At 42.1% G+C, this 24,515-nt stretch carries 20 protein-coding genes and 1 pseudogene; 6 read left to right on the forward strand and 15 right to left on the reverse strand.

The window, feature by feature from the left end; all coding sequences use genetic code 11:
* Positions 1–38: 38 nt before the first annotated feature.
* From BK139_RS06495 to BK139_RS06510, 5 genes and pseudogenes are all read right to left on the reverse strand, one after another.
* Positions 39–2,603, reverse strand: coding sequence for an EAL domain-containing protein (locus tag BK139_RS06495; protein ID WP_076257540.1), 2,565 nt, complete (start codon positions 2,601–2,603; stop codon positions 39–41).
* A 151-nt stretch (positions 2,604–2,754) separates the two neighbouring features.
* Positions 2,755–3,132 (reverse strand): ComF family protein, encoded by a 378-nt coding sequence (locus BK139_RS24540; protein WP_353615005.1) that lies wholly within the window; start codon positions 3,130–3,132, stop codon positions 2,755–2,757.
* Positions 3,133–3,261: 129 nt separating this feature from the next.
* A pseudogene (locus BK139_RS24545) lies at positions 3,262–3,456 on the reverse strand (double zinc ribbon domain-containing protein); the annotation flags it as partial.
* Positions 3,449–4,918, reverse strand: coding sequence for an ATP-dependent helicase ComFA (locus tag BK139_RS06505; RefSeq protein WP_076257625.1), 1,470 nt, complete (start codon positions 4,916–4,918; stop codon positions 3,449–3,451). The pseudogene BK139_RS24545 and the gene BK139_RS06505, both read right to left, overlap by 8 nt.
* A gap of 220 nt (positions 4,919–5,138) precedes the next feature.
* Positions 5,139–5,978 carry a DegV family protein gene (locus BK139_RS06510; RefSeq protein WP_076257626.1) on the reverse strand — a complete coding sequence of 280 codons (840 nt, stop codon included), beginning with the start codon at positions 5,976–5,978 and terminating at the stop codon, positions 5,139–5,141.
* Between the two features lie 195 nt (positions 5,979–6,173).
* On the opposite strand from BK139_RS06510, the gene BK139_RS06515 reads away from it, so the two are divergent.
* Positions 6,174–6,452, forward strand: a complete 279-nt coding sequence (locus BK139_RS06515; RefSeq protein ID WP_076257542.1) for a hypothetical protein — start codon at positions 6,174–6,176, stop codon at positions 6,450–6,452.
* A 70-nt stretch (positions 6,453–6,522) separates the two neighbouring features.
* Here BK139_RS06515 and BK139_RS06520 read toward each other — a convergent pair whose 3' ends face one another.
* Both BK139_RS06520 and BK139_RS06525 read right to left on the reverse strand, forming a co-directional pair.
* Entirely contained in the window at positions 6,523–7,209 is a 687-nt protein-coding gene (locus BK139_RS06520) for a response regulator (RefSeq protein WP_076257543.1), read from the reverse strand.
* Between the two features lie 51 nt (positions 7,210–7,260).
* A complete protein-coding gene (locus BK139_RS06525) occupies positions 7,261–8,403 on the reverse strand; it encodes a sensor histidine kinase (RefSeq protein ID WP_076257544.1) in 1,143 nt (380 codons plus the stop codon).
* 370 nt (positions 8,404–8,773) lie between these two features.
* On the opposite strand from BK139_RS06525, the gene BK139_RS06530 reads away from it, so the two are divergent.
* The 5 genes from BK139_RS06530 to BK139_RS06550 all read left to right on the forward strand — a co-directional run bounded on the left by BK139_RS06530 (position 8,774) and on the right by BK139_RS06550 (position 15,496).
* On the forward strand, positions 8,774–9,406 hold the full coding sequence (locus tag BK139_RS06530; protein WP_076257545.1) for a YigZ family protein: 633 nt from the start codon (positions 8,774–8,776) through the stop codon (positions 9,404–9,406).
* Positions 9,407–9,503: 97 nt separating this feature from the next.
* A complete protein-coding gene (locus tag BK139_RS06535; protein ID WP_076257546.1) occupies positions 9,504–10,532 on the forward strand; it encodes an LCP family protein in 1,029 nt (342 codons plus the stop codon).
* A gap of 158 nt (positions 10,533–10,690) precedes the next feature.
* Positions 10,691–13,150, forward strand: a complete 2,460-nt coding sequence (locus BK139_RS06540; protein WP_076257547.1) for an N-acetylmuramoyl-L-alanine amidase family protein — start codon at positions 10,691–10,693, stop codon at positions 13,148–13,150.
* Positions 13,151–13,283: 133 nt separating this feature from the next.
* A complete protein-coding gene (locus tag BK139_RS06545) occupies positions 13,284–13,967 on the forward strand; it encodes an SH3 domain-containing protein (protein ID WP_076257548.1) in 684 nt (227 codons plus the stop codon).
* Between the two features lie 2 nt (positions 13,968–13,969).
* Positions 13,970–15,496, forward strand: coding sequence for a SpoIID/LytB domain-containing protein (locus BK139_RS06550; protein ID WP_076257549.1), 1,527 nt, complete (start codon positions 13,970–13,972; stop codon positions 15,494–15,496).
* 23 nt (positions 15,497–15,519) lie between these two features.
* Here the strand turns inward: BK139_RS06550 and BK139_RS06555 are convergent, their stop codons facing one another.
* Genes BK139_RS06555 through BK139_RS06590 form a run of 8 tightly spaced genes read right to left on the reverse strand, consistent with a single transcriptional unit; the run spans position 15,520 to position 24,508 of the window.
* Positions 15,520–16,764 carry a glycosyltransferase family 4 protein gene (locus BK139_RS06555; RefSeq protein ID WP_076257550.1) on the reverse strand — a complete coding sequence of 415 codons (1,245 nt, stop codon included), beginning with the start codon at positions 16,762–16,764 and terminating at the stop codon, positions 15,520–15,522.
* A gap of 13 nt (positions 16,765–16,777) precedes the next feature.
* Positions 16,778–17,641, reverse strand: coding sequence for a UTP--glucose-1-phosphate uridylyltransferase GalU (galU, locus tag BK139_RS06560; protein ID WP_076257551.1), 864 nt, complete (start codon positions 17,639–17,641; stop codon positions 16,778–16,780).
* Positions 17,638–18,720, reverse strand: a complete 1,083-nt coding sequence (locus BK139_RS06565; RefSeq protein ID WP_076257552.1) for a glycosyltransferase — start codon at positions 18,718–18,720, stop codon at positions 17,638–17,640. The genes galU and BK139_RS06565 overlap by 4 nt, the downstream gene beginning before the upstream one ends.
* Positions 18,717–19,829: a glycosyltransferase gene (locus BK139_RS06570; protein WP_076257553.1), complete on the reverse strand. Its 1,113-nt coding sequence runs from the start codon at positions 19,827–19,829 to the stop codon at positions 18,717–18,719. The genes BK139_RS06565 and BK139_RS06570 overlap by 4 nt, the downstream gene beginning before the upstream one ends.
* A gap of 11 nt (positions 19,830–19,840) precedes the next feature.
* Positions 19,841–21,220, reverse strand: coding sequence for an oligosaccharide repeat unit polymerase (locus BK139_RS06575; protein WP_076257554.1), 1,380 nt, complete (start codon positions 21,218–21,220; stop codon positions 19,841–19,843).
* A 12-nt stretch (positions 21,221–21,232) separates the two neighbouring features.
* Positions 21,233–22,291: a non-hydrolyzing UDP-N-acetylglucosamine 2-epimerase gene (wecB, locus tag BK139_RS06580; RefSeq protein ID WP_076257555.1), complete on the reverse strand. Its 1,059-nt coding sequence runs from the start codon at positions 22,289–22,291 to the stop codon at positions 21,233–21,235.
* Positions 22,292–22,336: 45 nt separating this feature from the next.
* Entirely contained in the window at positions 22,337–23,776 is a 1,440-nt protein-coding gene (locus BK139_RS06585) for a lipopolysaccharide biosynthesis protein (protein WP_076257556.1), read from the reverse strand.
* Entirely contained in the window at positions 23,777–24,508 is a 732-nt protein-coding gene (locus BK139_RS06590; protein ID WP_076257557.1) for an acyltransferase, read from the reverse strand.
* Positions 24,509–24,515: the final 7 nt, after the last annotated feature.

Genomic DNA, 24,515 nt, shown 5'->3' on the forward strand with positions numbered 1-24,515 from the left:
TATTATAGCTCGAAGAATAGGATAATTATAGAAAAATGTTATTCGAAGTACTGCTGGCTGCTGGCTGTTTCTATGAATCGAGATTCGGGAACGGGGAGGTCTTGCTCGAACTGATTTTGCAAAACATCAAGCATACCCGCCAATTCCGCTCTTGGTGCCTCTTCGATAATAAATTGAAATCCATAAATAGTCAGAGCATCTGATATCTCAGCTTTTCGGACAATCGTTCCGGTATAGGAAAGATCCTCTCCTGAAAGCTTGGTCTCAATTAATAAAATGATATCTTTCCTCACAGGGAGTTTCATCTTTGATACAAATTTCACTCCGCCTGCACTCATATCTTCAATCAGGATCTTCGTGCTGCCCATTTTGACAGGCTTGCTGTTAAGCTCTAAGATGGTCATGTCCGCCTCCAGCGGATAGGGAAACTCGACCCGGACATACTTGCGCAAACCTTTAAACACATTGTCTTCCTTAATATCCCGCGGCTTCAGGGTGCCAATTAACAGATTCTGCTCAAAGGCGGAAGGCGGAATCGGCTTGCTGAAAAGATACCCCTGTATTTGGTCACATTCATTTTTCCTTAAAGTGTAGAATTGCTCAAAGGTCTCTACACCTTCCGCTACCACCTTCATATTCAGCCCATGTGCAAGCGAGATCAGGTTGGCGGTAATGATGGCATCTTCCGCATTTTTATCCATTGCCCGGATAAACGTTTTATCAATCTTTAAAACATCGAATTTATATTTCTTTAACTGCGTGATGGAGGAGTAGCCTGTCCCAAAATCGTCCAGCGCAATTTTCACTCCCATCTCACCCAATTCCTTAAGCACCGCTATCACGTTCTCTGAGTAATTGATTAGGGAAGATTCCGTCAATTCAATCTCAAGCAGTGACGCGTCCAGATGATTCTCGTCCAATGCGGTCTTTATCGTGAAAACAAGACAGCTTTTCAAAAAGCTCAGCGGAGAGATATTCACGGATATCGGAACAATCGGCAGCCCGCTTTCCTTCCAGGAATGAATCTGCCTGCATACCTTCCTTATCACGTATTCACCAATATCTACGATTAAACCCGTTTCTTCTGCAACGGGTATAAACTCCAGCGGAGAGACCCTGCCCCATTCAGGATGATTCCATCTTAATAAAGCTTCCGCACTAACTAGTCTCCGTGTTTTCGCATCAACTCTTGGCTGGTACTCAAGAAAAAACTCGTCATCCTGAAGTGCCTTCCGCATATCCTGTTCCAGCGTAAAAAGCTTATAAGACTCAATATCCATGGAGGGATGGTACACCTGAAATCGGGTATTCCCTTTCTGCTTGGCATGGTACAGGGAAGATTCCGTATTTCTGACCAATTCATCAGCTGTGCTCCCATTATCCGGATATAAACTTATGCCTATGGAGGGAGAGATATTTAGCTCAAAGCTGTTGATATGGAACGATTCAGAGAAGATCAGATTGATAGAATCTGCTAACAGTGCAGGGTCCTCCCCCTCCTGAACAGATTCCATAATGACCGCAAACTGATCACCGGAAATTCTTGCTGAAAAATAATTTACCCTCTCTTTAATTCTTTGTGAAACAAGCCTGAGAAGTTCATCTCCAGCAGAGTGGCCGAAGGTATCATTAATCTGCTTCAGCCGCTCCAGATCAAAAAATAAAACCGCAAATCTCTTATGTGCATCAACTTCTATAAGACTCTGGAGCTTCTGATCAAAGTACCGGCGGTTTGGCAGGTCGGTTAGATGATCATAAAAAGCCATACGCCTCATTCTTTTTTCAAGCCATTTTTGTTCGGTTATATCTGTTACAAATCCATCAATCCGGATAAGCTCGCCCCTATCATTCAGGTGCGGGATGCTATGATGATTAACCCACCTTAACTCACCGGACTTATGAACAATCCGGTATTGATAGCGGATGCTATTCCCATTCAGAAGTTTCTCCCGCTCAGCCTCTACCGCCTGCACATCATCCGGATGGATTACATTGTTCCACAAATCGAAGTCGGCAATAAACTCCTCGGCCGTGTAGCCGAAAATCCCTTCCACCCCTCTCGAAAAATGAAGAACCTTTCTTTCCAGTAAATCTGCAGAATAAATGCCCACATCAAGATTTTCATATATCTGTCCAATTTTCCGCTCGTTTTCATAAAGTTTTTCTTCCATGTGCCGTTTTTCAGTTATATCCTGAATCGTGGCAATGATCTTGGGCGATCCATCTTGATCTGCAAAATAATCTGCACGATGGTGAATATATCGCTCCTCTCCATCCTGCCTGGTTATCCGGCATATCAAATCCACACTTTCTTTTTCATTCAGCAGCCTGCTAAACTGCTCTACAAATGCCGGCCGGTCATCCTGATGAAGGTAGCTCAAATACATTTGATAGTCTGGAAATAAGTCTTTTTGAGGGTTCAGGCCAAAAATCCGGAACAGCTGATCAGACCAAAAACCTTTATCAGTTTCCACATCGTACTCCAGGCTTCCGATGTTTGCGATCTTCTGTGCCTGGTTGAGGTTATTTTTTATTTTCATAAATTCCGTTTTATGGATGTTATATTCAACTATATCACTGTTATCTTCAGCCAATGACTTCACTACATCCTCTCCCAATAAAGCAACTGAACGCAGGCCCGCGGTTCCCCGACCGAAGCCTGGTATTCTTATCTATAAATTTTACTTGTTTAGAATATTTTAACATAGGATTTATTACCTATTAACACTGCGACCAAAAAATTACGCTGAAAAACTACCCTCTCGCCAGTGTAAGTGACAATACTGAAGCTGCACCGCCTGTTTTCAACACCTTTGCCGCATGGTATAAAGTGGAGCCGGTAGTATAAATATCGTCAATTAGTAGAATCACTTTATTTTCAATATTAATATTGAGCGGCTCGAAGACCTGATGATGATGAATCCGCTCAAGACGCGATTTCTTGGATTGCTTCTCAGAATGGATTCGCTGCAGCAGTTCTGCCGGTGTAAAGCCTGCCTCAAGGATGAGTGCAGCAGACTGATTAAATCCGCGCTCATACAGCCTTTCAGGACTTAAAGGAATCGGAACGAGACAGTCGAATTTCATATTTTCCAGCTTTCCCCTTATAAAAGGAGAGAAAGCTCTGGCCATAACATAATCTCCCCGGAACTTATACCGGGCGAGTGTCTCTTTCAAAAAGGCATCATAGGTGAAAATAGAATGGTTTTTATCAAGCATCCCTGACCACTCTGGATCACGATTCCACCTTACACAATCACTACAAGTATCGCCTTCCCGAAATTGGGGCTCTAAAGTGCTGAATGGCCGGCTGCATTTAGCGCAAGTCTCTCCTCTGATAAATGGGAGTTTATCTGTGCAGACTTGGCATAAATGATGATCTTGCGGCCGTGACCAGAGAGTAGACCAGCTGACAGCTGAGACAATTTCTTCATGACAAATTAAACAGTTAATAATCGATCAATCCTTTCTTTTTGGCTTCAGCGTTCATATGGAGGATTTGCTTTCGTGCTTTGACCATGCTGTCGGTTTTACCGTAATGGAAAAAAGTGATATCTCCGCCTGGAAATTGAGCACTTCTTCCGACCCGGCCGGCGATCTGGACTAAAGCGCTTTCGGTGAAGATTCGGTCTTCAGAGCCTAAAACAGCTACGTCAATATTAGGAAACGTAACTCCTCTTTCCAGGATGGTTGTGGTGAGAAGCATGGGGATTTCCTTGTTGCGCATCATTTGGACTTTGGATTTTCGCTCTGGGTCTTCTGCGTGCACTGCTTGGATTTTAGGATAGATTTTACTGAGGAGGGTGAGGACTTTCTCCATTTTATCGATTTTGGGGAGGAAGAGCAGGCATTGCTTCTGATTATCCAGCCTCTTTTTGATCCATTGGGTGACTGCAGGCGGGAGCTTATCCTTCTTAAGAGATTTCTCCCAATTGCCGCACCATTTGAAGGATGGAACAGGCAAGGGGTTGCGGTGATATCTGGCCGGGATGGTGACAAATCCCCTCTTCCCGCTCCGGCATTCATTCTGCCATTTTTGATTTGGGGTAGCTGTGAGATAAACCATCGAGGAATGTTCTTTGCGGGACTGGCGGACAGCATACTGAAGGCTCTCGTCTGCTGTATAAGGAAAGGCATCCACTTCATCCAGAATGACTGTATCAAAAGCTTTGTAAAATCGGAGCAGCTGGTGCGTGGTGGCGATGGTTAAGGGTGCTTGAAGATGGCGGTCTTCACTTCCTCCGTAGAGGACAGCCACCTGGATGCCGGGAAAGACTGCTTGAAGCCGCGGACCAAGCTCGAGCACAACATCTGTTCTCGGAGTGGCAATGCACACTCTTTTTCCGGAGGCGAGGGCGGTGCTGATTCCTTCAAACAGAACTTCCGTTTTCCCTGCGCCGCAGACTGCCCAGACGAGGAGCTCTTTATTTTCGATTATAGTCTGTCTAACCTGATCGGAGGCATGCTGCTGGCCGGGTGAGAGGGTGCCTGTCCATATGAGCGGATTTTCGGTCAGCACCTGAGCTGGCTCAGGTCCGCTCCAGCCAATCAGAGGCGTGCACTCACTGACTCTGCCCATCATGATGCATTTCCGGCAGTAAGTACATTCTTCCTCTCCGCAGCGGGCACAGGGAAAATCTGCGAACAGTGATCGATCTTGATTGCCGCAGCGGGCACAACTTGTCTTGTTCTTAGCCTTATTTATCCCTTTTCGGTAGGTAATATATCCATTTTCATAGTGCTGATGGATTTCATTGAGTGGATTCGGGAGATTTTCGAGTAGGAGCTGTTTTCCGTAGAGGATTTGCTGAAGATCTCTGTTGAATGGGTAGTTTTCGTTGAGTAGCGGCTCCGGAATGGTTTCAATCGAGGATATCTGGTGGCTTTCAGGAGGAAAATCTTTTATATAGGGGGTCATTTCAGGAGTAAATCTCAATTAGTTCACCTCTGGACTAAATAGTTTATCTGTCTATTTGCAAGTATTACGGTTCTATTTGCAAGTTCCCGGATCTATTTGCAGATTTAGGCTCTCTATTTGCAACATCAAACTTTCTATTTGCAGGAATCCTTAATCTATTTACAAATCCACATCACCCCTCCCAAAAAAATCTGCGCCATCCCATAGAATGGCGCAAACATCACTTCTTCACCCAGCCAAACCCCATCGCGCCTTCGCCCAAATGGGTTCCAATAACCGGGCCAAAGTAGCTGATCATAAATTCCACATTCGGATATTCCGCTTCAAGCTCAGCTTTCCAATCACGCGCTTCCGCTTCACGATTGGCATGGATAATCACCGCCTGATACGGCTCACCGCTTTTCACATCTTCCCAGAAAAGGTCAACCATCCGCTTCATCGCTTTTTTCCGGGTGCGAATTTTTTCAAACGGAACAATTTTCTTATCCTCAAAATGAAGCAGCGGCTTCACCTGGAGGAGACTGCCGATCAAGGCCTGTGCACTGGACAAACGTCCTCCGCGCTGAAGATGCGACAGGTCATCCACCATAAAATAAGCGCGAATGCTTTTTTTCATTTCCTCAAGCCGTTCCACGATTTCCTGTGGACTCTTCCCTGCAGCAGCCAGTTCAGCAGCTTCCACCACATAAAAGCCCTGCACCATACAGCTGATTTCGGAATCAAACGGAAACACCTGAATATCCTCCACCATGCTCCCGGCGGTGACCGCCCCTTGAAACGTGCCGCTGATGCCACTCGACAGATGAATCGAGATCACCGCATCATACTCTTTCGATAATTTCTCAAACAGCTCGGCAAACTCGCCAACCGGCGGCTGTGAAGTAGTTGGGAGCTCTTTGTGCTTCACTTCTTCGTAAAAGTCTTCAGCCGTAATTTCCACTTCTTCCTGGTACGTCTCACCGCCAAAAATAACACTCAGCGGAATCATATGTATATTTAACTTTTCTCTTAAGTTCTTAGGAATGTATGCTGTACTATCCGTTACAACAGCCGTTTTCATAAATAGAAGTACCATCCTTATCTTATTTCCTACTGTATGTTCCATTTTATATGATAGCGGGTAAAAATGCATTAAGATTATTGGGTGCTCCTTTGTGCCCAAGTTGTAAAACTGGTATATTTTCACATTCATATAAAGATAGTGTATATGGTAAAATTCCTTTTGTGTCTTCATTTCGTAAAGGAGCTGTAACAATTGAAAAATAACACTTCTTTTACAGGCAAAGCCCACTCCGGTAAATATACTCTCGATACACTTCACCACTTATTGAATAGTGAATTAAGCAAATACAAAAACATTAAAGTTCCAAACATTAATCACTCCCTAAGCGGGACGGAACTTGCCTCCTGGCTGATAGACAGCGCATCCCCGCAAGAGCTTGAAGAGCTGATCTCAATGGTCAATCAGGCTAAGAAGAGGTCTTCTGATACGAAGACGATCTTCCAAATTGCAGCCGCTGCCCTGATAAAGTAAAAAGCACGCAATGGTATAAAACCATCTGCGTGCTTTTTCAACAAAATTCGGGTGGTGCCTGTCACCAATACTATCGCACTTCCACCCAGCCATTCTTAATCGCTACTACTACGGCTTGTGTACGGTCATTTACATTCATCTTCTGCAGGATGTTGCTGACGTGGTTCTTAACGGTTTTTTCACTGATGTAAAGAGCCTCTCCGATTCCACGGTTGCTTTTTCCGTCAGCAAGCAGCTGAAGGACTTCACATTCGCGGCGCGTCAGCAGGTGAAGCGGACGTCGGATTTCAATCTGTGATGAGTAGCCGCCGCTGCTTCCTGCTCCTACAGCGGATAAGCGCCGGTATTCATTGACAAGATTATGTGTAACCTTCGGATGCAGGTAAGATCCTCCATCTGCTACAACTTTTACTGCTTCAACTAAGGCATCTGCATCCATTTCTTTCAGCAGGTAGCCGCTCGCGCCTGTTTTCAGCGCATGTGTAACGTAATTTTCATCATCATGGATAGAAAGGATGATGACCTTTGAATCAGGATGCTTTTCAATTAATTGGCGAGTTGCTTCCACACCATTCACATTCGGCATGTTAATGTCCATGATGACAACATCAGGATTATACTCTTCCACCAAAGTGATCGCTTCAGCCCCGTCGTCACCTTCTGCTACTACATCAAATGATCTTTCAAAATCTAAGATGCGTTTTACCCCTTCTCTGAACAATTGATGGTCATCAATTATGACAATCTTTGTAGTCAATTGCTTCGCCTCCCAAATTCTCCGGTTAAATGGTTTCTCTATTTATAATTTCTACAAGTTCAAAGGTACCTGGATAATGACAACCGTGCCTTTTCCCGGTTTGGAATCGATGGAAAGCTGCCCCTCAAGAAGCTCGACTCTCTCTCTCATTCCAATAATCCCAAAGGACTCCGCTTTTCTTTCCCGGATATCAAATCCTCTGCCATTATCTTTAATGATAACAGCTACCCTTGCCTTATTAATCTCCAATTTCACGACAATCTCGGTGGCCTCTGAATGCTTCAGTGAATTTGTAACAGATTCCTGAATCAGCCTGAAAAGTGCGACCTCATATTGAGACGGAAGCCTTTTTTCTTCTCCAAGATTGGAAAACCTGATTTTAGTGGTACTGTGATATTCTTCGATAGTCTGCAGGTATTTTTTGAGGGTAGGCACCAGCCCCAAATCATCAAGTGCCATTGGACGCAGGTCGTAAATGATCCTCCGCACCTCATATAAGGCACTTCTGACCATTTTTTTGAGGCTTTTAATTTCTGTAATTGCCTCAGCTCCGCCCCGTTCTTTATAAATCCTTTCAATTAAATCGGATCTCATCATAACGTTAGCCATCATTTGTGCAGGACCATCATGGATTTCCCTTGATAATCTTTTCCGCTCTTCTTCTTGAGCTTCTATTATCTTTAAGCCGAATTCCTGCTTAACCTTTGCATCTTCTATGATTTCACCCATTTGCTTCAGGTCACTTGTGAGATAACTCATGACAACGGAAATTTGTGAAACAAGTGATTCTGCTCTATCAATTGTTTCACCGACACCCAGAAGCCTTCTTTCAATGTCATCCCTGCGATCACGCAGCTGTTTTTCCAGCTGCCTGTTCATGGTTAAGTCCATCTGCAGCTGATGAGCCTTCTCATAAGCATCCCGAACCTCAAATTCGGTATAGTTCTTGAAATGCATGCTGACTTCAGACAGCCGTTTACGGGCAAACTTAGTTTGAATCTCAAGCTGATCGCCTGCATCAATGGTTTTAATCACTAAGTGTTTAACATCTCTAAGCTCTTCAGTAAGGGTTTCATAATCTTTTCTGCATTGTTCGCCAATTCTGAAGATCTCATCCTTGCTCGTCCCAACAGTGTCTATTATCTTTTGCAATATAAGATCAAGGGTTTTTGAATCAAACTTCTTAATATTCATATGGAACCTCCAGAAGGAAGCAAGTCCTCTCTTAACTATTATATCTGCCATATATTGTAGCTTGTAATAGGAAAGGTTACTATATCCGTATCATGAAAACTATGCCAATAAGGCAAAAAATCGATAAAAAGACTCAATCTTGTTTTTCTCACCCGTGTCTTATATCCTATATATATGGATGGTAAACCTTTTTACTGAATTTTATACAGCAATTATTTCATAATAGAGTTCCCAATGAGAATATTTCCTATTATACCATCTCTAAAAGTTACCTATATTAAAGTTTCATTACAATCACTTGAAATCTAAATTTATCGATTATTGTCGTTTTATAATGGAACTTGTATTTCAATTGAAAGGAGCTGCAGAAATGCTGCCCCGTTATTTAACAGTCAAAGGTACAGGTGAACATGAGATCATTATTCAAAAATCACGGTTCATTGCTCATATAGCACGAACAGAAACTGAAACTGAAGCCCAAAATTTTATTCAGGATATTAAAAAGAAGCATTGGAACGCCACACATAATTGCTCAGCCTATTTAATTGGCGAAAATGATCAGATCCAAAAAGCAAATGATGATGGAGAGCCCAGCGGTACAGCAGGAGTTCCGATACTTGAAGTTTTGAAAAAAAAACAGCTTAAAGATACAGCTGTTGTCATAACCAGATACTTCGGCGGAATAAAATTAGGTGCAGGCGGCCTGATCCGGGCTTATGGGAAAGCAACCTCCGATGGCATTAGTGCGGTTGGGGTTGTTGAAAGAAAATTGATGCGCATCATGCATGCAAAAGCAGATTATACCTGGCTCGGAAAGCTTGAGAACGAGCTGCGGTCTTCCACTTTTACACTAAAGGAAATCCTTTATTTAGATCGCGTTGAACTACTGACATATGTGGAAGAAGGCCAAACAGAAAGTTTTTCCGAATGGATCACTGAATTGACCAATGGACAGGCTGAAATTTCGCAGGGTGAACAGCTATATTTAGAAGAGGAAAAATAATTTTCAACATTTATTTACGAAGGGATTTTAATTCGGTAAAATAAACTATTGCAAGAAACTTAATTCCTTTCCAAACCATTTATAAAGTAGGGATAAAATGTCTGTTTCGAGATCGAGAAAACGAAAGATTAGAAGAAAACGCTTTTGGCGTGTCATAATACTTGCCCTCTTTCTTACGATTATTGGAGGAGGAACATTCCTGGCATACGATCTAATATATAGTGCCAATAAAGCAACAAGTGAAATATATCAGGAACTGGACAGTGATAAAATTGCGAATCACCGGTCCGAAGAAGTGGAAATTTCAAAGGATCCTTTTAACATCCTGTTAGTGGGGATTGAAGATCAGGAAGGCGGAGAGAGATCTGATGTCCTGATGCTCGTCACCGTAAATCCTCAAACAGAAGAAGTAAAAATGCTGAGCATCCCGCGGGATACACGGACATACGTGCCTGAAGTCGGATATAATACAAAGATTACCCATTCATACAGCAATGGGGGCATAGAATCAACCATTACCACAGTAAATGAGCTTCTCGATGTTCCAATTGATTATTATATTACAACAAACTTTGATGGCTTTGAGGATATTGTCGATACGTTAGGCGGAATTGATGTCGATGTTCCATTCACCTTCAAAGCACAGCTGACCGACAGTTTAAAATGGAAGACTTATTACGAAGGAAATATGGAACTTAATGGAAATGAAGCATTAGCATATGTAAGAATGAGAAAGAAAGACCCTAAAGGCGATATGGGAAGAAATGAACGGCAGCAGCAAGTCATTAAAGCAATCGTCAATAAAGGGACTTCTTTCGGCACGATTACAAAAATCGATGACATCATGGAGGATTTAGGAGCAAATGTGAAAACAAACATCCCTCCTTCTAAATTCGCAAGTTTCGTCAAACTTTATTCAAAAATCAAGAATACAAACATCGAGAATTTAACCTTAAAGGGATATGATAAATATATCGATGATGTATATTATTACATTCCTGATAAAGATTCCATTTATGAACTAAGCTATGAACTTAATGATACCTTAGGCAACAGTACGGATAGTTATACAGCTGAGGATGAAACCTGGCAAACCGATGCCGATCAGCAGGAAGATGAATATTGATAAATGGCTGAAGAGTACACCCAATGTGTACTCTTCTTTTTTTACCATTATTTTCTACAGGTATTTTAGACTATTCTTGCTTTTAACGGGTTGGAAAATTTGACAATTTTCGCTAGAATAGGTAAAGAACTCAAAAATATGTCGATGGAGGGAAAATTATGAAAAAATTTTTGGCATCTTCGGTTCTTGCTACTGCTGCTTTGTTCCCTGTCCTCGTGAATGCGGAGGAGTTAGATCTTCCTGCTAATATGCTTGTAGGCCAAAAGGTTGAGATCAGGTCAGGTGCGACCACATCTTATCCGCTGGTTACATCCCTGTCAACCGGTAAAACAGTCACCGTCATCGATGAATTTACCAATTCATCAGGAGAACTTTGGTACCGGGTAGATTTGGGCACGAATAAAGGCTGGGGATTAGCATCCAGTTTTACAGAGCAGACCACAGGCAATTCCGGGATACAGGTCGGAAAGCAGGCTATCATAACCGGAGATAATGTCAACATCCGCAAAGGAGCTACTACTTCCTATGAAGCTATCGCAAAACTATCAAAAGGAACTTCAGTTAAAGTGATTGATAGTTTTAAGAATAGCAGCGGTGAACTTTGGTACCGGATTGAATCAGGTACTATAAAAGGATGGATTATAGAAGACTATCTGAAAGCAGATGCAGAGGTCAAACCGCCTGCGCCTGCAAAAGAAACCAAAACGGTTCAGATTGACAAAGCTCCTGTCCGCAAAGGGGCAACCGACTCTTATAGCATTGTTACATATGTAACTAAGAATCAAGCTGTGACGATTATTGATACGTTTAAAAATGCGAATGGCGAGGTTTGGTATCGTGCGGACTTAGGATCTGTTCAGGGCTGGATTAAGGAAAGTGCATTTAAGGCAGGATCTTTGCCGCCTGCACCCGAAACTCCGGATCTTCCTGCCATCGGAAGCTATGTCTATAGCCAGGTAAATTCATTAGATGTCCGAAGAGGAGCCACTTCCTCTTATCAATCCGTCGGAAAATTGTCACTAAATCAAAAGGTAAAAGTGCTCGACCACTTTGTTCCGTCAAGCGGTGAAGCATGGCTGCGAGTGCAAGTAAACGCAAGCCTTGCCGGCTGGATCCCTGCTGATAGTGCGAGTGCCAATCAGACTATTAATACAAAACTATATGTAAGTGTTGATGTCGCCAACATGCGAAGCGGCCCTTCCTTAAGTCACTCTGTTATCGGCCAGGCTTCCAAAGGCGATGAGCTGACCGCCTCTGAAACCGCTAAGGATTCAACAGGAGATTTGTGGTATAAGGTGAAAACATCCTCAGGCAATATTGCCTGGATACACGAATCTGTAGTCTCAAAACAGCCTTCTGTATCCATTGGCACAACCATGCTGGTAGGCACAATGAATGCTGCTTTATACGCTGGAGCTTCATATGATTATAAAATCAGTGAGAGACTTTCCTATAACAGCAAAGTATCCGTTCTTGGCGAATTCACCAACTCTCTTGGACAGCGCTGGATTCGAATAAAAAGTGCATCCGGAAAAACGGGATGGACTCCGGAATACGAACTAGTAACATCACAGAATGTATTTAAATATGTTTTTGCTAAAAAAGGTGCAGTCATCCGCAAAGGTGCAGGAACGAACTATGGAGTCAGCGCGTATCTTGCTGAAAACGAGTCTTTGAAAATTCTGCGCAAGCTGAATGGCTGGCTGAATGTTGAAAATGCGAAAGGAACGAGGGGGTGGGTTTTAGAAACTCAGACAACGACTGTATCTGCTAAGAGACTAAGCTCCCCTGCCTATTCCACAGTCAATGGAGAGAATTATTTAACATGGATTAAACCTGGCAACTTTGCAGTCTCTTATACTACTTTGTCTGCAAACCGATTAAAGATTACAGGTGCTATGACTGATGTGGAACTGCCAAAAGGAAGCATAAAAGGCATTAAGTCCATTGAAACTTTTGCATCCGGTTCACAAAAATCTGTCGTTCTTACGTTCGAACCAGGGTATTCATTTACTTTAAGAGATTACTCAAATAAGGTTTCAGTGAAGATTGTTCCATTAGGATTATTAGGAAAGAAAATTGTGGTGGATGCAGGGCATGGCGGACATGATGCAGGAGCTGTAGGACCTACTGGATTAAGAGAGAAAGATGTTAATCTCGGTACTGCACTTTTACTAAAATCAGAGCTTGAAAAATACGGGGCTACTGTAATCCTTACTAGAAGTACTGATGTTTTTCTTGAACTTGCAGAAAGAACTGCCATTGCGAACAACTCTACTGCAGACGCGTTTATCAGCATTCACGGTGATTCGTTCTCATCTTCTTCAAAAGGAACAACAACCTATTACAATTCTACTGTTAACTTTAATGGTCCGAGAAGTGAAACAATGGGAACTGCGATTCAGAAAAATATGATCTCATCTATGAATACTTATAATAGAGGAGTAAAAGAACAGAACTTCTATGTAAATAGAATGAACCAGCTTCCAAGTGTCCTGGTTGAACTTGCATTTATCTCAAATCCAAAAGAGGAAGCTCTTCTCAAAACGACAGCTTTCCGTCAAAAAGCTGCTGTTGGCATTACAAAAGGATTAGAGGAATATTTTAACAAATTTTAAATAAATAGATTCTATTTCCTTTAATTTCACAATCTGTTAATCTACTATATGTCAGAATTGGGTATATATTTTACTATGTACCCAATTTATTTTTGCATTAAACCTTTCTATAAAATTTACAGGGGGAAAATAAATGAGCCGTACGAAGAAATTGATCGCTGCAGGTGCCTTAACACTTGGAATTGGAGCAGGAGCAGTATTATTTACTCCGAATGCAATCAATGCTTCCAGCAATGTAGTGTTAGCAAGTGTCGATTGGGTTACATCACAATTAAATCCGATGAAAAGCAAGATTACAGAACTGGAATCAAAGCTAGCTTCCCAGCAGCAGGAGATAAATAATCTGAAAAGCCAAATTGGGAATCCAACCACTCCGCCAGCTGAGGGACAGCTTCCTTCTGCCGTTTATGTGACAAAAAGCTCAGTGAATATCCATTCCGGAGCTTCAACTGATTATAAAGTCGTGGCCACTAAAGCGATGGGATCAAGCTTAAAAGTAATTGATTCTTTTAAAGCATCAACCGGACTATGGTACCGAGTGGAATTATCGTCAACTTTAAAGGGCTGGGTGTTCTCAGGCAATGTATCGATAGATAAACCATCAACTGCAGCACCTTCTCAAGTTATCACAACCGGCGATGTTCACTTGCGTAAAGGTGCCACTACTTCGTATGGCGTCATTCAAACACTGCCAAAAGGAACGGTCTTAAAGTATATTTCGACTTTCGTAAACTCTAAGGGAGAAACCTGGTATAATGCCCAAACTTCTTCTGGAGTAAAAGGCTGGGTATTCGGCGGTCTTAGTGAGGTGAGATAGTTTTGAAAAAGATCATCTCACTCTTCAGCTTCCTTGTATTGCTCATTTGCTTGCCTGCCTTCACTCAGGCAGCCGAACCTAAACAATATAGTAACGAAGTAAATGTATCTGTTTATTTAAAATCAAGTTTAACCATTTCGTTAAATGGAACATATCAGCTTGTTAATAAAGATACTGGAGCCAAAATGGTTATTCCGCAAAGCACCATCTTAAACGTAAGCAAGGATACGTCCGGAGTCTCTGTCAGCTTTACTGGCTTCAATCAGAAATCCGCCAAAGGATTTGACCTGCAGGAACTAAGCGGTACCTCTAAGCTGGCAGTCTTTACGGCAGATACTCCATTAAGAAGGGGTGCAACCTCTTCATACGAAGTCATTAAGAGGTTTAAAGCCGGGGAAAGCGCCAATTACCTTGACACTTTTACAAATGCACAAGGACATGTCTGGTATAAAGTTTCTTCTGGAAGTTTATCAGGATGGGTTTTATCGACAACAGTGAGACTCTCAGAAGTAAGCTCGCTATCCACAGCCAAGGTAAGTAATGGGACAACCTATCGGGGCAGCTTCTTTTTAAAGCCGAATGGATCGCAAGTTGAGGTCATCAACTTTCTGGATATGGAAGATTACCTAAAAGGTGTTGTTCCAAGTGAGATGCCAGCTTCCTGGCCGAAAGAAGCTTTAAAGGCTCAAGCGATTGCAGCAAGAAGCTATGCTGCCAATACGATGATGCTTACAAGCACAGCTGCAAGCCAGGTTTACAAAGGCTATTCAGGGGAAGATTCCAGGGCCAATACCGCTATTCAGGAAACAGCCGGATTAGTGGCCAAATATAATGGAAAGCCTATCCAGACCTTTTTCTTCTCAACCAGCGGCGGCAGAACAGCCAATGTAGGTGACGTATGGAACTCCAACCAGTCTTATTATCCTTATCTCGTTTCGGTTGATGATCCATATGAGTCCTCCCCATACACCAGCTGGAGTGAAACATTTTCTTCCGCACAGCTGCTGAAAAACTTTGGTTTTTCAGATACATCTGCCGTCATTTATGATTTGACTCTATCGAAAACGGGAGCAAATGGAGAGGTTCGCGGGGTAACCATTAAAACATCTGCCGGCGATAAAACTGTAACAGGCAACGAGTCTGTCATCAGAAAGCTTTTCCCGCTTCCTAATTCAAATGTCTATAACCAGCTGTATTCAAACTGGTTTGATGCGGTGCTGAATGGCTCTGCATCCGGATTAAGCGTCCAAACCTCAAGCGGTACGGCAAACATCAGTGATATGAAGGGCCAGACTGTACAGACAGCAAACGGCCAAGTAACACTCTCTGACTCAAAAGTTTCCATTCAAACTGCAAGCGGCATCGTGACCAATGAAGGTTCAGGCATCACATCTGTTACATTAAACGGAAAAGGCTGGGGACACCGAATTGGCATGAGCCAATATGGAGCAAAGGGATTTGCCGAAAAAGGATGGAAAGCGGAACAGATTATTACCCACTATTTCAAAGGAACTACAGTTTCAAAATAGAACAAGCAAAAGAGCCAATTCACCTAGGAATTGGCTCTTTTTTCGTTATTCTGCTCTCCCAAATGGAAAAGGATATCGTCAACGATGCTTTTCCAGGAGTATTGATCAATGGCCAGCTTACGGCCACTTTCTCTCATGGTTTGATAATCCGCATCACTTACACTCATTAACTCTGAAATTGCGGCAGCAATGCCTTCCGGGTTTTCAGGCGGGGCAATCTTACCGCAATTATACTCTTCCAGAATGGCGGCACTCTCTCCATCTCCACAATAAAGAACAGGCACACCTGAAGAAATGGCAGGAAATATCTTAGAAGGCCTTGCACCTTTGAAAAGTTCGATATTCCTTAAAGAAACAATGCTGTAATCTGCTGCGGCAAACATATCCGGCATCGCAGAAACCGGTACAGAACCATAGAAGGTTACATTATCAAGCTGCAGTTCTTCTTTGATGCTCAGCAGCTTTTCCCGCTCCTGTCCATCGCCAACAAACAGAAAATGGGCATCCGGCTGCTTGTCCTTTAATAGAGCAGCGGCTCTCAGAACAGAATCAAGACCCTGGGCATAACCAAGATTTCCGGCATACATAAAAACTTTTTTGCCCTCAATACCTACTTCTCTCAACAGCTCAGTGTTTTTCGGCTGGGGAGCAAATGTATCTGTGTTGACCCCGTTAGGAAGAAGAAATACATCTTCCTCTTTCTTTCCTTTGCGGACCATGTAGTCTTTAATCCCTTCCGTGGCAGTCGCAATTTTCCAGGACTTCTTATAAAGAAACATTTCAAGGCGCTCAGCCAGGCGGATAAATGATTTATTCTTCAGGATCCCAAGCTCTACAGCTGATTCCGGCCAAATATCTGCAACATTGAATACAAACTTTGCCCTTTTCATTTTCGCTCCTAAATACCCTGTAATGCCAAGGAATAGCGGAGGAGAATTACAGATAATCACATCTGTCGGCTTTGATTTAAGAATCGAGTAAAAAGCGCTGAACGTAAAAGAAAAATAGGAAGCAAGCCTTTTCCAGAAACTTCCCTTTGGAGATGGATAAATCCATGAACGATGTACAGGAATTCCATCCCAGTTTTCAAACATATAGAAGCGTCCCTTATACTCCTCTGGAATGATGCCATGAGGATGATGCGGGAAAGCTGTGATGACTTCCACCTGATGCCCTCTGCTGATAAGCTCTTTACTTACTTCGTAAACACGAATCTGAGGAGCTCCAGTTTCAGGGGGAAAATGCTGACACAAGTAAATCACTCTCATTTTCCCATCTCCATTACTTAACATTTAGTTCTTTCAGATAGGCTGACAGCTTATCTTTTAGGTCAGGGCGCTTTAAAGCAAAATCAATTGATGCCTGCAGGAATCCGAATTTGTCTCCGACATCATAACGGTTTCCCTGAATGATATAAGAGTAAATTGATTCCTCATCAAGAAGGCTGTCAATTGCATCTGTCAGCTGAATTTCACCCTTTTTATCCGGCTGGACATCCTCGAGCATATCAAAAATAGCTGGTGTAAGGATATATCTGCCTACGATTGCCTGTGTTGATGGAGCTTCTTCAACTGCAGGCTTCTCAACCAGGCTCTGAACTTTAAAAAGGTCGCCGGTGTTTTCAGAATAATTTACAATACCGTACTTATATACCTCTGAGCGCGGTACTTCATTGCATCCCAGGATGCTGGACTGTACCTTTGTGTATTGATCGATCATTTGTTTAAGCGCTGGAACTTCACTGTCAACGATATCATCGCCTAACAGAACAGCAAAGGGCTCATTACCGATGAATTTCTTTGCACAAAGAACGGCATGCCCAAGGCCAAGCGGCTCTTTCTGTCTTACATAATGGATATCAACCAGGTTTGAAATGTTCTCCACAACCTCAAGCATCTCATGTTTGCCCGTTCTCTCCAAAAGCATTTCCAATTCAACAGATTTATCAAAATGATCTTCAATCGCTCTTTTGCTTCTGCCAGTTACAATAATGATATCTTCAATGCCAGACTCAACTGCTTCTTCAATGATATATTGAATGGTCGGCTTATCGACGATTGGCAGCATTTCCTTAGGCTGTGCCTTAGTAGCAGGCAAAAATCTGGTTCCAAGCCCGGCTGCCGGTATTACTGCTTTTTTAATCATGATTTCATCCCCTTATTCAAGGTTTGCTCATATAAATCGAGCATGCCATTTGCGTTATCCGTCCAGTTGTAATTAGTTTTTACATGTTCAATGCCGGCGAGTCCCATTTCTATGCTTTTTTCTTTGTTGTCGGCTAAGTGCAGCATCGCTTTTGCAAGCTCTTCCGGGTTCTCTTTCGGCACAACAAAACCGGTCTTCCCTTCAAGCACCACTTCAGGAAGTCCGCCGACGTTCGACACAACTGCCGGCACACCGCAGGCCATTGATTCCACAGCTGCTACACCGAAACTCTCGCTGTCTTCAGTAGAAGGAACTCCAAATACGTCCATTTTATTAATGTATTCCGGGACTTTATCATTTGGCACCCGTCCGGTAAACTCGGTCACATGATCAATTCCCAGGTCTTTTGTCAGCTGCTCATACTCTGCCCGCTGCGGTCCATCCCCGACGATGAGAAGCTCAGAATTGGTCTTTTCTTTATAAATCCTGGCAAAGGCTTTAATTAAATCACCAATGCCATATTTATCTGAAAGTGCCTTAACAGTCCCAAACGTAACTTTCCCCTCAGTCTTAAATTCAGGCATTGGTCTGAACTTGTTCATATCCACGCCAAAAGGTGTAACATACACTTTTTTATCTGTATACTTGTTTGTTTCTTTAGCCATGATATGACTTGTTGAACAAATAACGTCTGCTTTAGAAAGGGTATATTCAACAATTTTCCTGTTCACGCCGCCCTGCTGGGGAAATTGAAAAATATCTCTTCCCCAAACGGACACATAAAAAGGTTTGTAATTGGCTAATGCACCGACAAATCCATAGCTTGATACATAATGTGCATGAAGAATGTCAGGCTGATAGCTCTTAAGTACCTTTTTCAAAGCGAAAACACTCGAAATATACGACAATTTCCCGGGTAATAGCTTAGGAAGGGTGATGGTGTCGATTTCCTTGGCATTTTCTGCTGAAAAGTGGTCAGAGAATGTAACAACCTTAACATCAATGCCCTTATTTTTATAAAATAAAGCCCATTTATGGGTGTGTATCGATCTGCTTGGAGCAAGTATTAGTACTTTCATAGTTCCTCCTTTAACAAGGCACTCTTTACCTTCTTGACTCTTGCAAGCCAGGAATGCTTATCGGCAAAAGTCTGCTTAATGTTGTGACGGTATATTTGTGTATGACCCGCCATTTCTTCAATTGCTCTAGCCATATCATCTGCCTGGTCTGCACAGATTAACCCGTAGCCATCCGTTTCAATAATATCTCTTTGTGCCTCACAATACGTGGCAATGACAGGCAGCTCATTGGATAGATACTCCACAAGCTTTACAGGCACAGAGAAATCATTATATGTGCTTCTATATCGCGGGATGAAAGCAAAATCCATTTCACGGTATAATTCGTTTAATGCTTCCCCGCTCAAATGCTTAACCGTCACATTCAGCTTTTCAAGACGGTTTCTTCTTTCAGAAGGAAGACTGGCCAACTCCTCTTCGCGGCAGACAACAGTCAAATCACAGACTCTACGGTCTTTGTTAGCCAGCTCTAAAGCGTCCAGCAGCAAAAATAAACCATAATCTTCGTTGTTTATCCCGCCAACATATAATCCCTGAGCAGCCACACTGTCTTTTTCTTTTTTGATGATGTTCTTTGCTTTACCGCCGGGAGGCAGAGCTATTTTCCTCTTATTAATATCAACATACTCGCCCATTGCATCGCTTGGAAGGAAAATAACATCGCAATACTTCTCGTAAAAGCTTTCTTCCATCCGATAAACAGTTTTCATGATTGTCTTTTTTGGACCTCTTAAAGGATAAAGCTCATCAAATTTCCAATAAACATCCCGATAAAATACACCGACAGGCACATTTTTCTGTTTTAAAAATTTCATGACCTTCAGGTCGATAAATGGTTTTTTGGGAACATGCCCTTTATCTGTAAGCCAAAAGGGAATCGTCTGGTTCTCCATATAGCAGAACCAAATATCATCAAGCTTCCCTTCACTTTTCCAACTGTTAAAAAGCTCCTCCCTTGCGGCTGAAGAACCTGACAGCAGAAGAACTTCTGCATCATTTTCCTTCCCCCAGTTCAAGAAAGCCTGATGGATTTCTTTTGGCCTGAGTTTGGATCCGCTATTCGCATTTTCAGCTATTTCAAAAGGATAATAAAGCAATACTTTTTTCATGGAATTTCTCCTTAAACTTCATTTCCAGACCTTTTCTTCAGCCGTAAAGCAGTCAAGTAAATACGAAGTCTGATAAATATTAAGATCCCCACAAACAAACCTGTCATCAGCATCCAGATTGGATTGAATAAAAAGTCTGCAAACCCTCCAACCAGGGTTCTTGGAATATTAATGGTAAAGAAAATAAACAAACATAAAAATACCGGATTTTTAGGGAGCCTAATCAATACGATATATAAAATCTGCACTAATGCAGCTATATAAATTGTGCTGACAATGACACCCAGGTACCCAAAGTTCGCATATGCTTCAGCAATAAAAAGAGTGTTCAGCACCCCTGCTGTACCTGCTTCTACCTTTTCCGGGAACACCGTTTCCATTACAACCCTGGCGGAACGGACCTGATCCATATCAAATAAATCCGTAATGATTGGCAGGCTTTTCCCATTTAAAAACGGCAGTAAACTACCATATAAATCAAAATGCAGGAAAGTCGGCGCAATTTGAGCAAAAATCAATCTGCCAACAGGACCGGAATTATAGGACAAATAAGAACCAATATCCGTCACACCCTGAATCACGATATACATGGAAACAAGAGCAGCAGCACCCAGCATCCCCCATAAAACCAAACGTCTTACAGTAAATCGGATCACACCGATATACAGGCTCAGCAGCAGGAACATAATCAAATAGAAAAACACTGGCGATTTAGCCAAATCGTAGATATTAATTAAAATAGCACCTGCAAACAGAGACAGATACAGCAGTTTCCATTTCACCTGTCCAGTCCTGACAGCATAGACGTACGCAATCAGGGACAGAAGCGGGGTCAATGCAATCGCGAAAATGTTACGTATCAATACATTACCGCCGAATTCTCTTTGAGCCATGATCCTTAGTTCTCCAGGTGAATACTCACTGTTCCCTAAAGCAACTTCGAGAATAGGAATGACAGGGGCTTTCCAAAGCGTATATAGAATGGACAGCATTGAAATGCCAGACAGCATGAGAAAGATAAGAAAGAATTCATTCTTCTCTTTAAAAGGCAATGAAATATCCTTAGCAAGATACGAATTAAATTCCTCTTTGGCATCAAAATTGCTCAGCTTTGAGATTAACATCATGATTAACGGAAACAGAAACATCACCAGACAAATCATATAAAAACCTATTTGCCTGCTTTCTTCAAATCTTAGCCGATTAATCATATAGTAATCATCCACTCCCATTCCAATCAGCAAAGTCCCGATAAAGCTGGAAATGAGAAATGAATAATAAAATATGATTGAAATCATATTTGGCTTTAAAAGGGAGAGGCTTCCGCCAGCCTGTTTGAAAAGGTAAATGGAAGCCGTTAAAACAATACACCAAATTAAAAGATAGAGCATAGCTTAGCCGCCTTATCTGTTATCGATTAGAGATACAATTTTCTCCGCTGCTTTTCCATCCCCGAAAACTTCCTTATAAGATGGATTTACTTCTTTGTTTACAGCATCCAATAGCTGTTTTACGTCTGTACCAACAAGAATGTTTGCATCTTCTTCAAGCGTTTCAACCCACTCTGTCTGTTCGCGTACTGTTACGCAAGGAACTTTCATGAAGTACGCTTCTTTTTGGACTCCGCCAGAATCCGTAATGATTTTCTTCGCATTTGCTTCCAATGTCAGCATGTCCAAATAACCTACTGGATCAATAACTTTCAGGTTAGGAACATCGCTTAAGCTCAGGCCGTACCCTTCAAGCTTATGCTTGGTACGCGGATGAATGGGCCATACTTTTACATCTTCAATTTTTGAGAATGCTTCCAGGATATTTTTCATATTCCCGATATCGTCCGTATTTTCAGCTCTGTGGATTGTGATGAGATGGAAGCCTTTTTCAGTTAAATCATTCTCGCTCAGAATAGATGATTTCTCAGCTGCCAGCCCTTTATTGTACAGAACTGCATCATACATAACATCCCCAATATTGAAGACATTGTGTGTGATGTTTTCGTTTTTCAGATTCTCCACTGCTGTATCAGTCGGGCAGAACAGGAACTCTGAGACATGGTCAGTCATAATGCGGTTAATTTCTTCCGGCATTTTCTTATTGAAGCTTCGTAATCCCGCTTCAATATGTATGACCGGAATATGCAGCTTGGAAGCAACTAAAGACCCTGCCAATGTGGAATTCGTATCCCCATAGACCAATAGGTAATCAGGTTTTTCTTCCAGTACAATTTCCTCTATTTTCGCAAGCATCTCGCCAGTCTGCTTGCCATGGTTCCCGGATCCTACATTCAAATGATAGTCAGGCTTTGGAATGTTCAATTCTTCAAAAAAGATATCAGACATATTTGCATCATAATGCTGTCCTGTATGAACAATTAACTCCTGGTGATTTTCACGCAAAACCCGTGAAAGAGGAGCGGCTTTGATAAATTGAGGCCTGGCGCCTAATACTGTTAGAATTTTCATTATTCATCCTCCTGTGGAGTTCTCTTCTATTTAGCATTTCCAATTCTATTCATTCAATGATTTTTCAGTTTGAAATGATTTTCTTCTGAAATCTTTATCAACCCGGCTGATTCCAATGATTAGAAGCATATAAAGCCAGGCTAAAGCGATAAATAAGTAGTTAAGCTCATGTTCCTGAACATAAATAATACTGATAACAGCAGCAGTCATATTTACAAATAAAAATGCCATTTTCCCAAATGACACCGGTACATAATATGCTTGCTGGCTTTTTCTGAATATGAATACAATGGCAGTCATATAAGCAATCAAATAAGCCGCTACGGCACCCCAGATGGAGAACACCGGAATTAGCGTAATGTTTAAGACTGTATTAATCACAGCCACAATGCCAAACGTTATGGAGATAACCCCGGTTTTCTTTGTGAAAAATAAACCGGCAGAAATAATCAGGTAATAAAAATTCAGGAACGTCGCTGCCGATATCAATGCCACGTATTGATAGGCATTGTAATAGTCTTTGCCAAGAATACCAATAATGAAAGGCATGACCGTTGCAATAGCCATGATTCCAAAAATCCCCATTAGCAGAAGTCCCATATAAATTTTTGAAAAGAGCAAAGGGCTATTTTCTTTATCTTTGATGGACATGGAATAAGGACGCCAAGCCATTTGTACTCCGCTTGTCAGCAAAGTGATGACGGTAGCAAGCTTGGTGGCAGCTCCATATATCCCTACTTCTTCTGTGGAATGAAAAGCCTGCAGAAAGAAAACACTTGCATTGGCAATTACCCAAAAGGCAAGGGAAGCCGGAACAAGCGGGGCTGCATACTTAACCAATTCCTTCAGCGATGGAAAGGAAATCTTGGGTTTTAAATATTTTATGCTGGTTGAAAGCAGAAGCAGAAAGATAATGGCACTGCTCGCTATTCTTCCAAGCAGGATTCCTTCTGGTGTCTGAACAAAATATTTTAGGAAAAGGTAAGATAATATCGCAACCAGCAGCATTTTCCCTACTGTGAAAATGACGACTTTTTTGGTTTTAAAGTCAAAGCGGAGCACCATCAGCACTACAACTAGAATGGTATCCAGAAAAAGTACCCCAATACTGATATATAAGAGCCTTACATACCCTGAATCGCCAAAAAGGAGCTCAGAAATATAAGGGCCAGCTGCAAGTACAATGAGTCCCAGCAAAGCTACAATAAAGATCCTGAAATACATGACGTTACGGACATGCTCCAGCTTTTTGCCTTCATCCTTTGTTTCAAAATAGTAGAAAGACAATGCAGAATCAGTGCCGAAAATAATCAAAAACGTCAGCATGGCTGTCCATTTATCTATGATATCAAGCACTCCATATTCCGCTGGAGGCAGATAGTTTGTATAAATAGGCAGCATGATAAAAGCGATTAACTTGGTTCCGACATTCATAAATGCGTAAAGGAGCGAATCCGCTCCTAAACGCTTAAATTGGGCGAGCACCTATAACAGCTCCCGCTCGTCAACATCCTTGACGTACTTAGCGGGTACACCCTTTACTAATGTTTTCGCCCCGGTATTTTTTGTAACAAGAGCACCAGCAGCTACAAATGTTTCTTCTTCAATTGTAATGCCTGGCAGGATAATGGACGCACCGCCAACGCGGGCACCTTTTTTAACGATTGCACCCTTGATTTTATCAAAGCGCTCTTCCGTTCTGCCCATGAAGTTATCATTTGTAGTTGTTACACATGGCGCAATGAATACTTGCTCTTCCAATGTCGTATAAGCAGTAATATAAGAATTGGACTGAATCTTTGTGCGGTCGCCAATGGTCACGTAGTTTTCTACTGTAACACCGCGTCCAACAATGACATAGTTTCCGATTTCCACGTTTTCTCTTACACTCGCAAGATCAGCAATCAAAGTGGAAGAGCCGATTTTAGCACCGCGATAGATGACACAATTCGCACCAATCGTCACATCCTCTCCCACTTCAAGCGCAGGAATAGAGTCAGATAATTTAACAGTGCTCGTCTTGGCCGGTTTTGGCGGTTTCCCCACAACAGCACCATCCGCAATGGTTGTATTGTCGCCAATAACAGTGCCTTCATGAATGGTAACGCGATTTCCAATGACAACGTTTTTGCCAAGTTTTACGTCTTTTTCTATAACGGAATAGTACCCAACTTTTACAGATGAATCGGTTTGTACTGTAGGATCAATAAAATTCATAAGAATC

It is taken from the genome of Paenibacillus sp. FSL R5-0490 (assembly GCF_001956215.1).
In the GTDB taxonomy this organism is placed as follows: Bacteria; Bacillota; Bacilli; order Bacillales; family Cytobacillaceae; genus Cytobacillus.

Bases quoted from the DNA above. Each gene is read 5' to 3' on its own strand.
- BK139_RS06525 (WP_076257544.1), bottom strand. From the start codon at position 8,403: ATGAATATTAAGAAGTTTGATTCAAAAACCCTTGATCTTATATTGCAA.
- galU (WP_076257551.1), bottom strand. From the start codon at position 17,641: ATGATTAAAAAAGCAGTAATACCGGCAGCCGGGCTTGGAACCAGATTT.
- BK139_RS06535 (WP_076257546.1), top strand. From the start codon at position 9,504: ATGTCTGTTTCGAGATCGAGAAAACGAAAGATTAGAAGAAAACGCTTT.
- BK139_RS06545 (WP_076257548.1), top strand. From the start codon at position 13,284: ATGAGCCGTACGAAGAAATTGATCGCTGCAGGTGCCTTAACACTTGGA.
- BK139_RS06510 (WP_076257626.1), bottom strand. From the start codon at position 5,978: ATGAAAACGGCTGTTGTAACGGATAGTACAGCATACATTCCTAAGAAC.
- BK139_RS24540 (WP_353615005.1), bottom strand. From the start codon at position 3,132: ATGGCCAGAGCTTTCTCTCCTTTTATAAGGGGAAAGCTGGAAAATATG.
- wecB (WP_076257555.1), bottom strand. From the start codon at position 22,291: ATGAAAATTCTAACAGTATTAGGCGCCAGGCCTCAATTTATCAAAGCC.
- BK139_RS06530 (WP_076257545.1), top strand. From the start codon at position 8,774: ATGCTGCCCCGTTATTTAACAGTCAAAGGTACAGGTGAACATGAGATC.
- BK139_RS06565 (WP_076257552.1), bottom strand. From the start codon at position 18,720: ATGAAAGTACTAATACTTGCTCCAAGCAGATCGATACACACCCATAAA.
- BK139_RS06555 (WP_076257550.1), bottom strand. From the start codon at position 16,764: ATGAGAGTGATTTACTTGTGTCAGCATTTTCCCCCTGAAACTGGAGCT.
- BK139_RS06540 (WP_076257547.1), top strand. From the start codon at position 10,691: ATGAAAAAATTTTTGGCATCTTCGGTTCTTGCTACTGCTGCTTTGTTC.
- BK139_RS06505 (WP_076257625.1), bottom strand. From the start codon at position 4,918: ATGACCCCCTATATAAAAGATTTTCCTCCTGAAAGCCACCAGATATCC.
- BK139_RS06570 (WP_076257553.1), bottom strand. From the start codon at position 19,829: ATGAAAAAAGTATTGCTTTATTATCCTTTTGAAATAGCTGAAAATGCG.
- BK139_RS06575 (WP_076257554.1), bottom strand. From the start codon at position 21,220: ATGCTCTATCTTTTAATTTGGTGTATTGTTTTAACGGCTTCCATTTAC.
- BK139_RS06590 (WP_076257557.1), bottom strand. From the start codon at position 24,508: ATGAATTTTATTGATCCTACAGTACAAACCGATTCATCTGTAAAAGTT.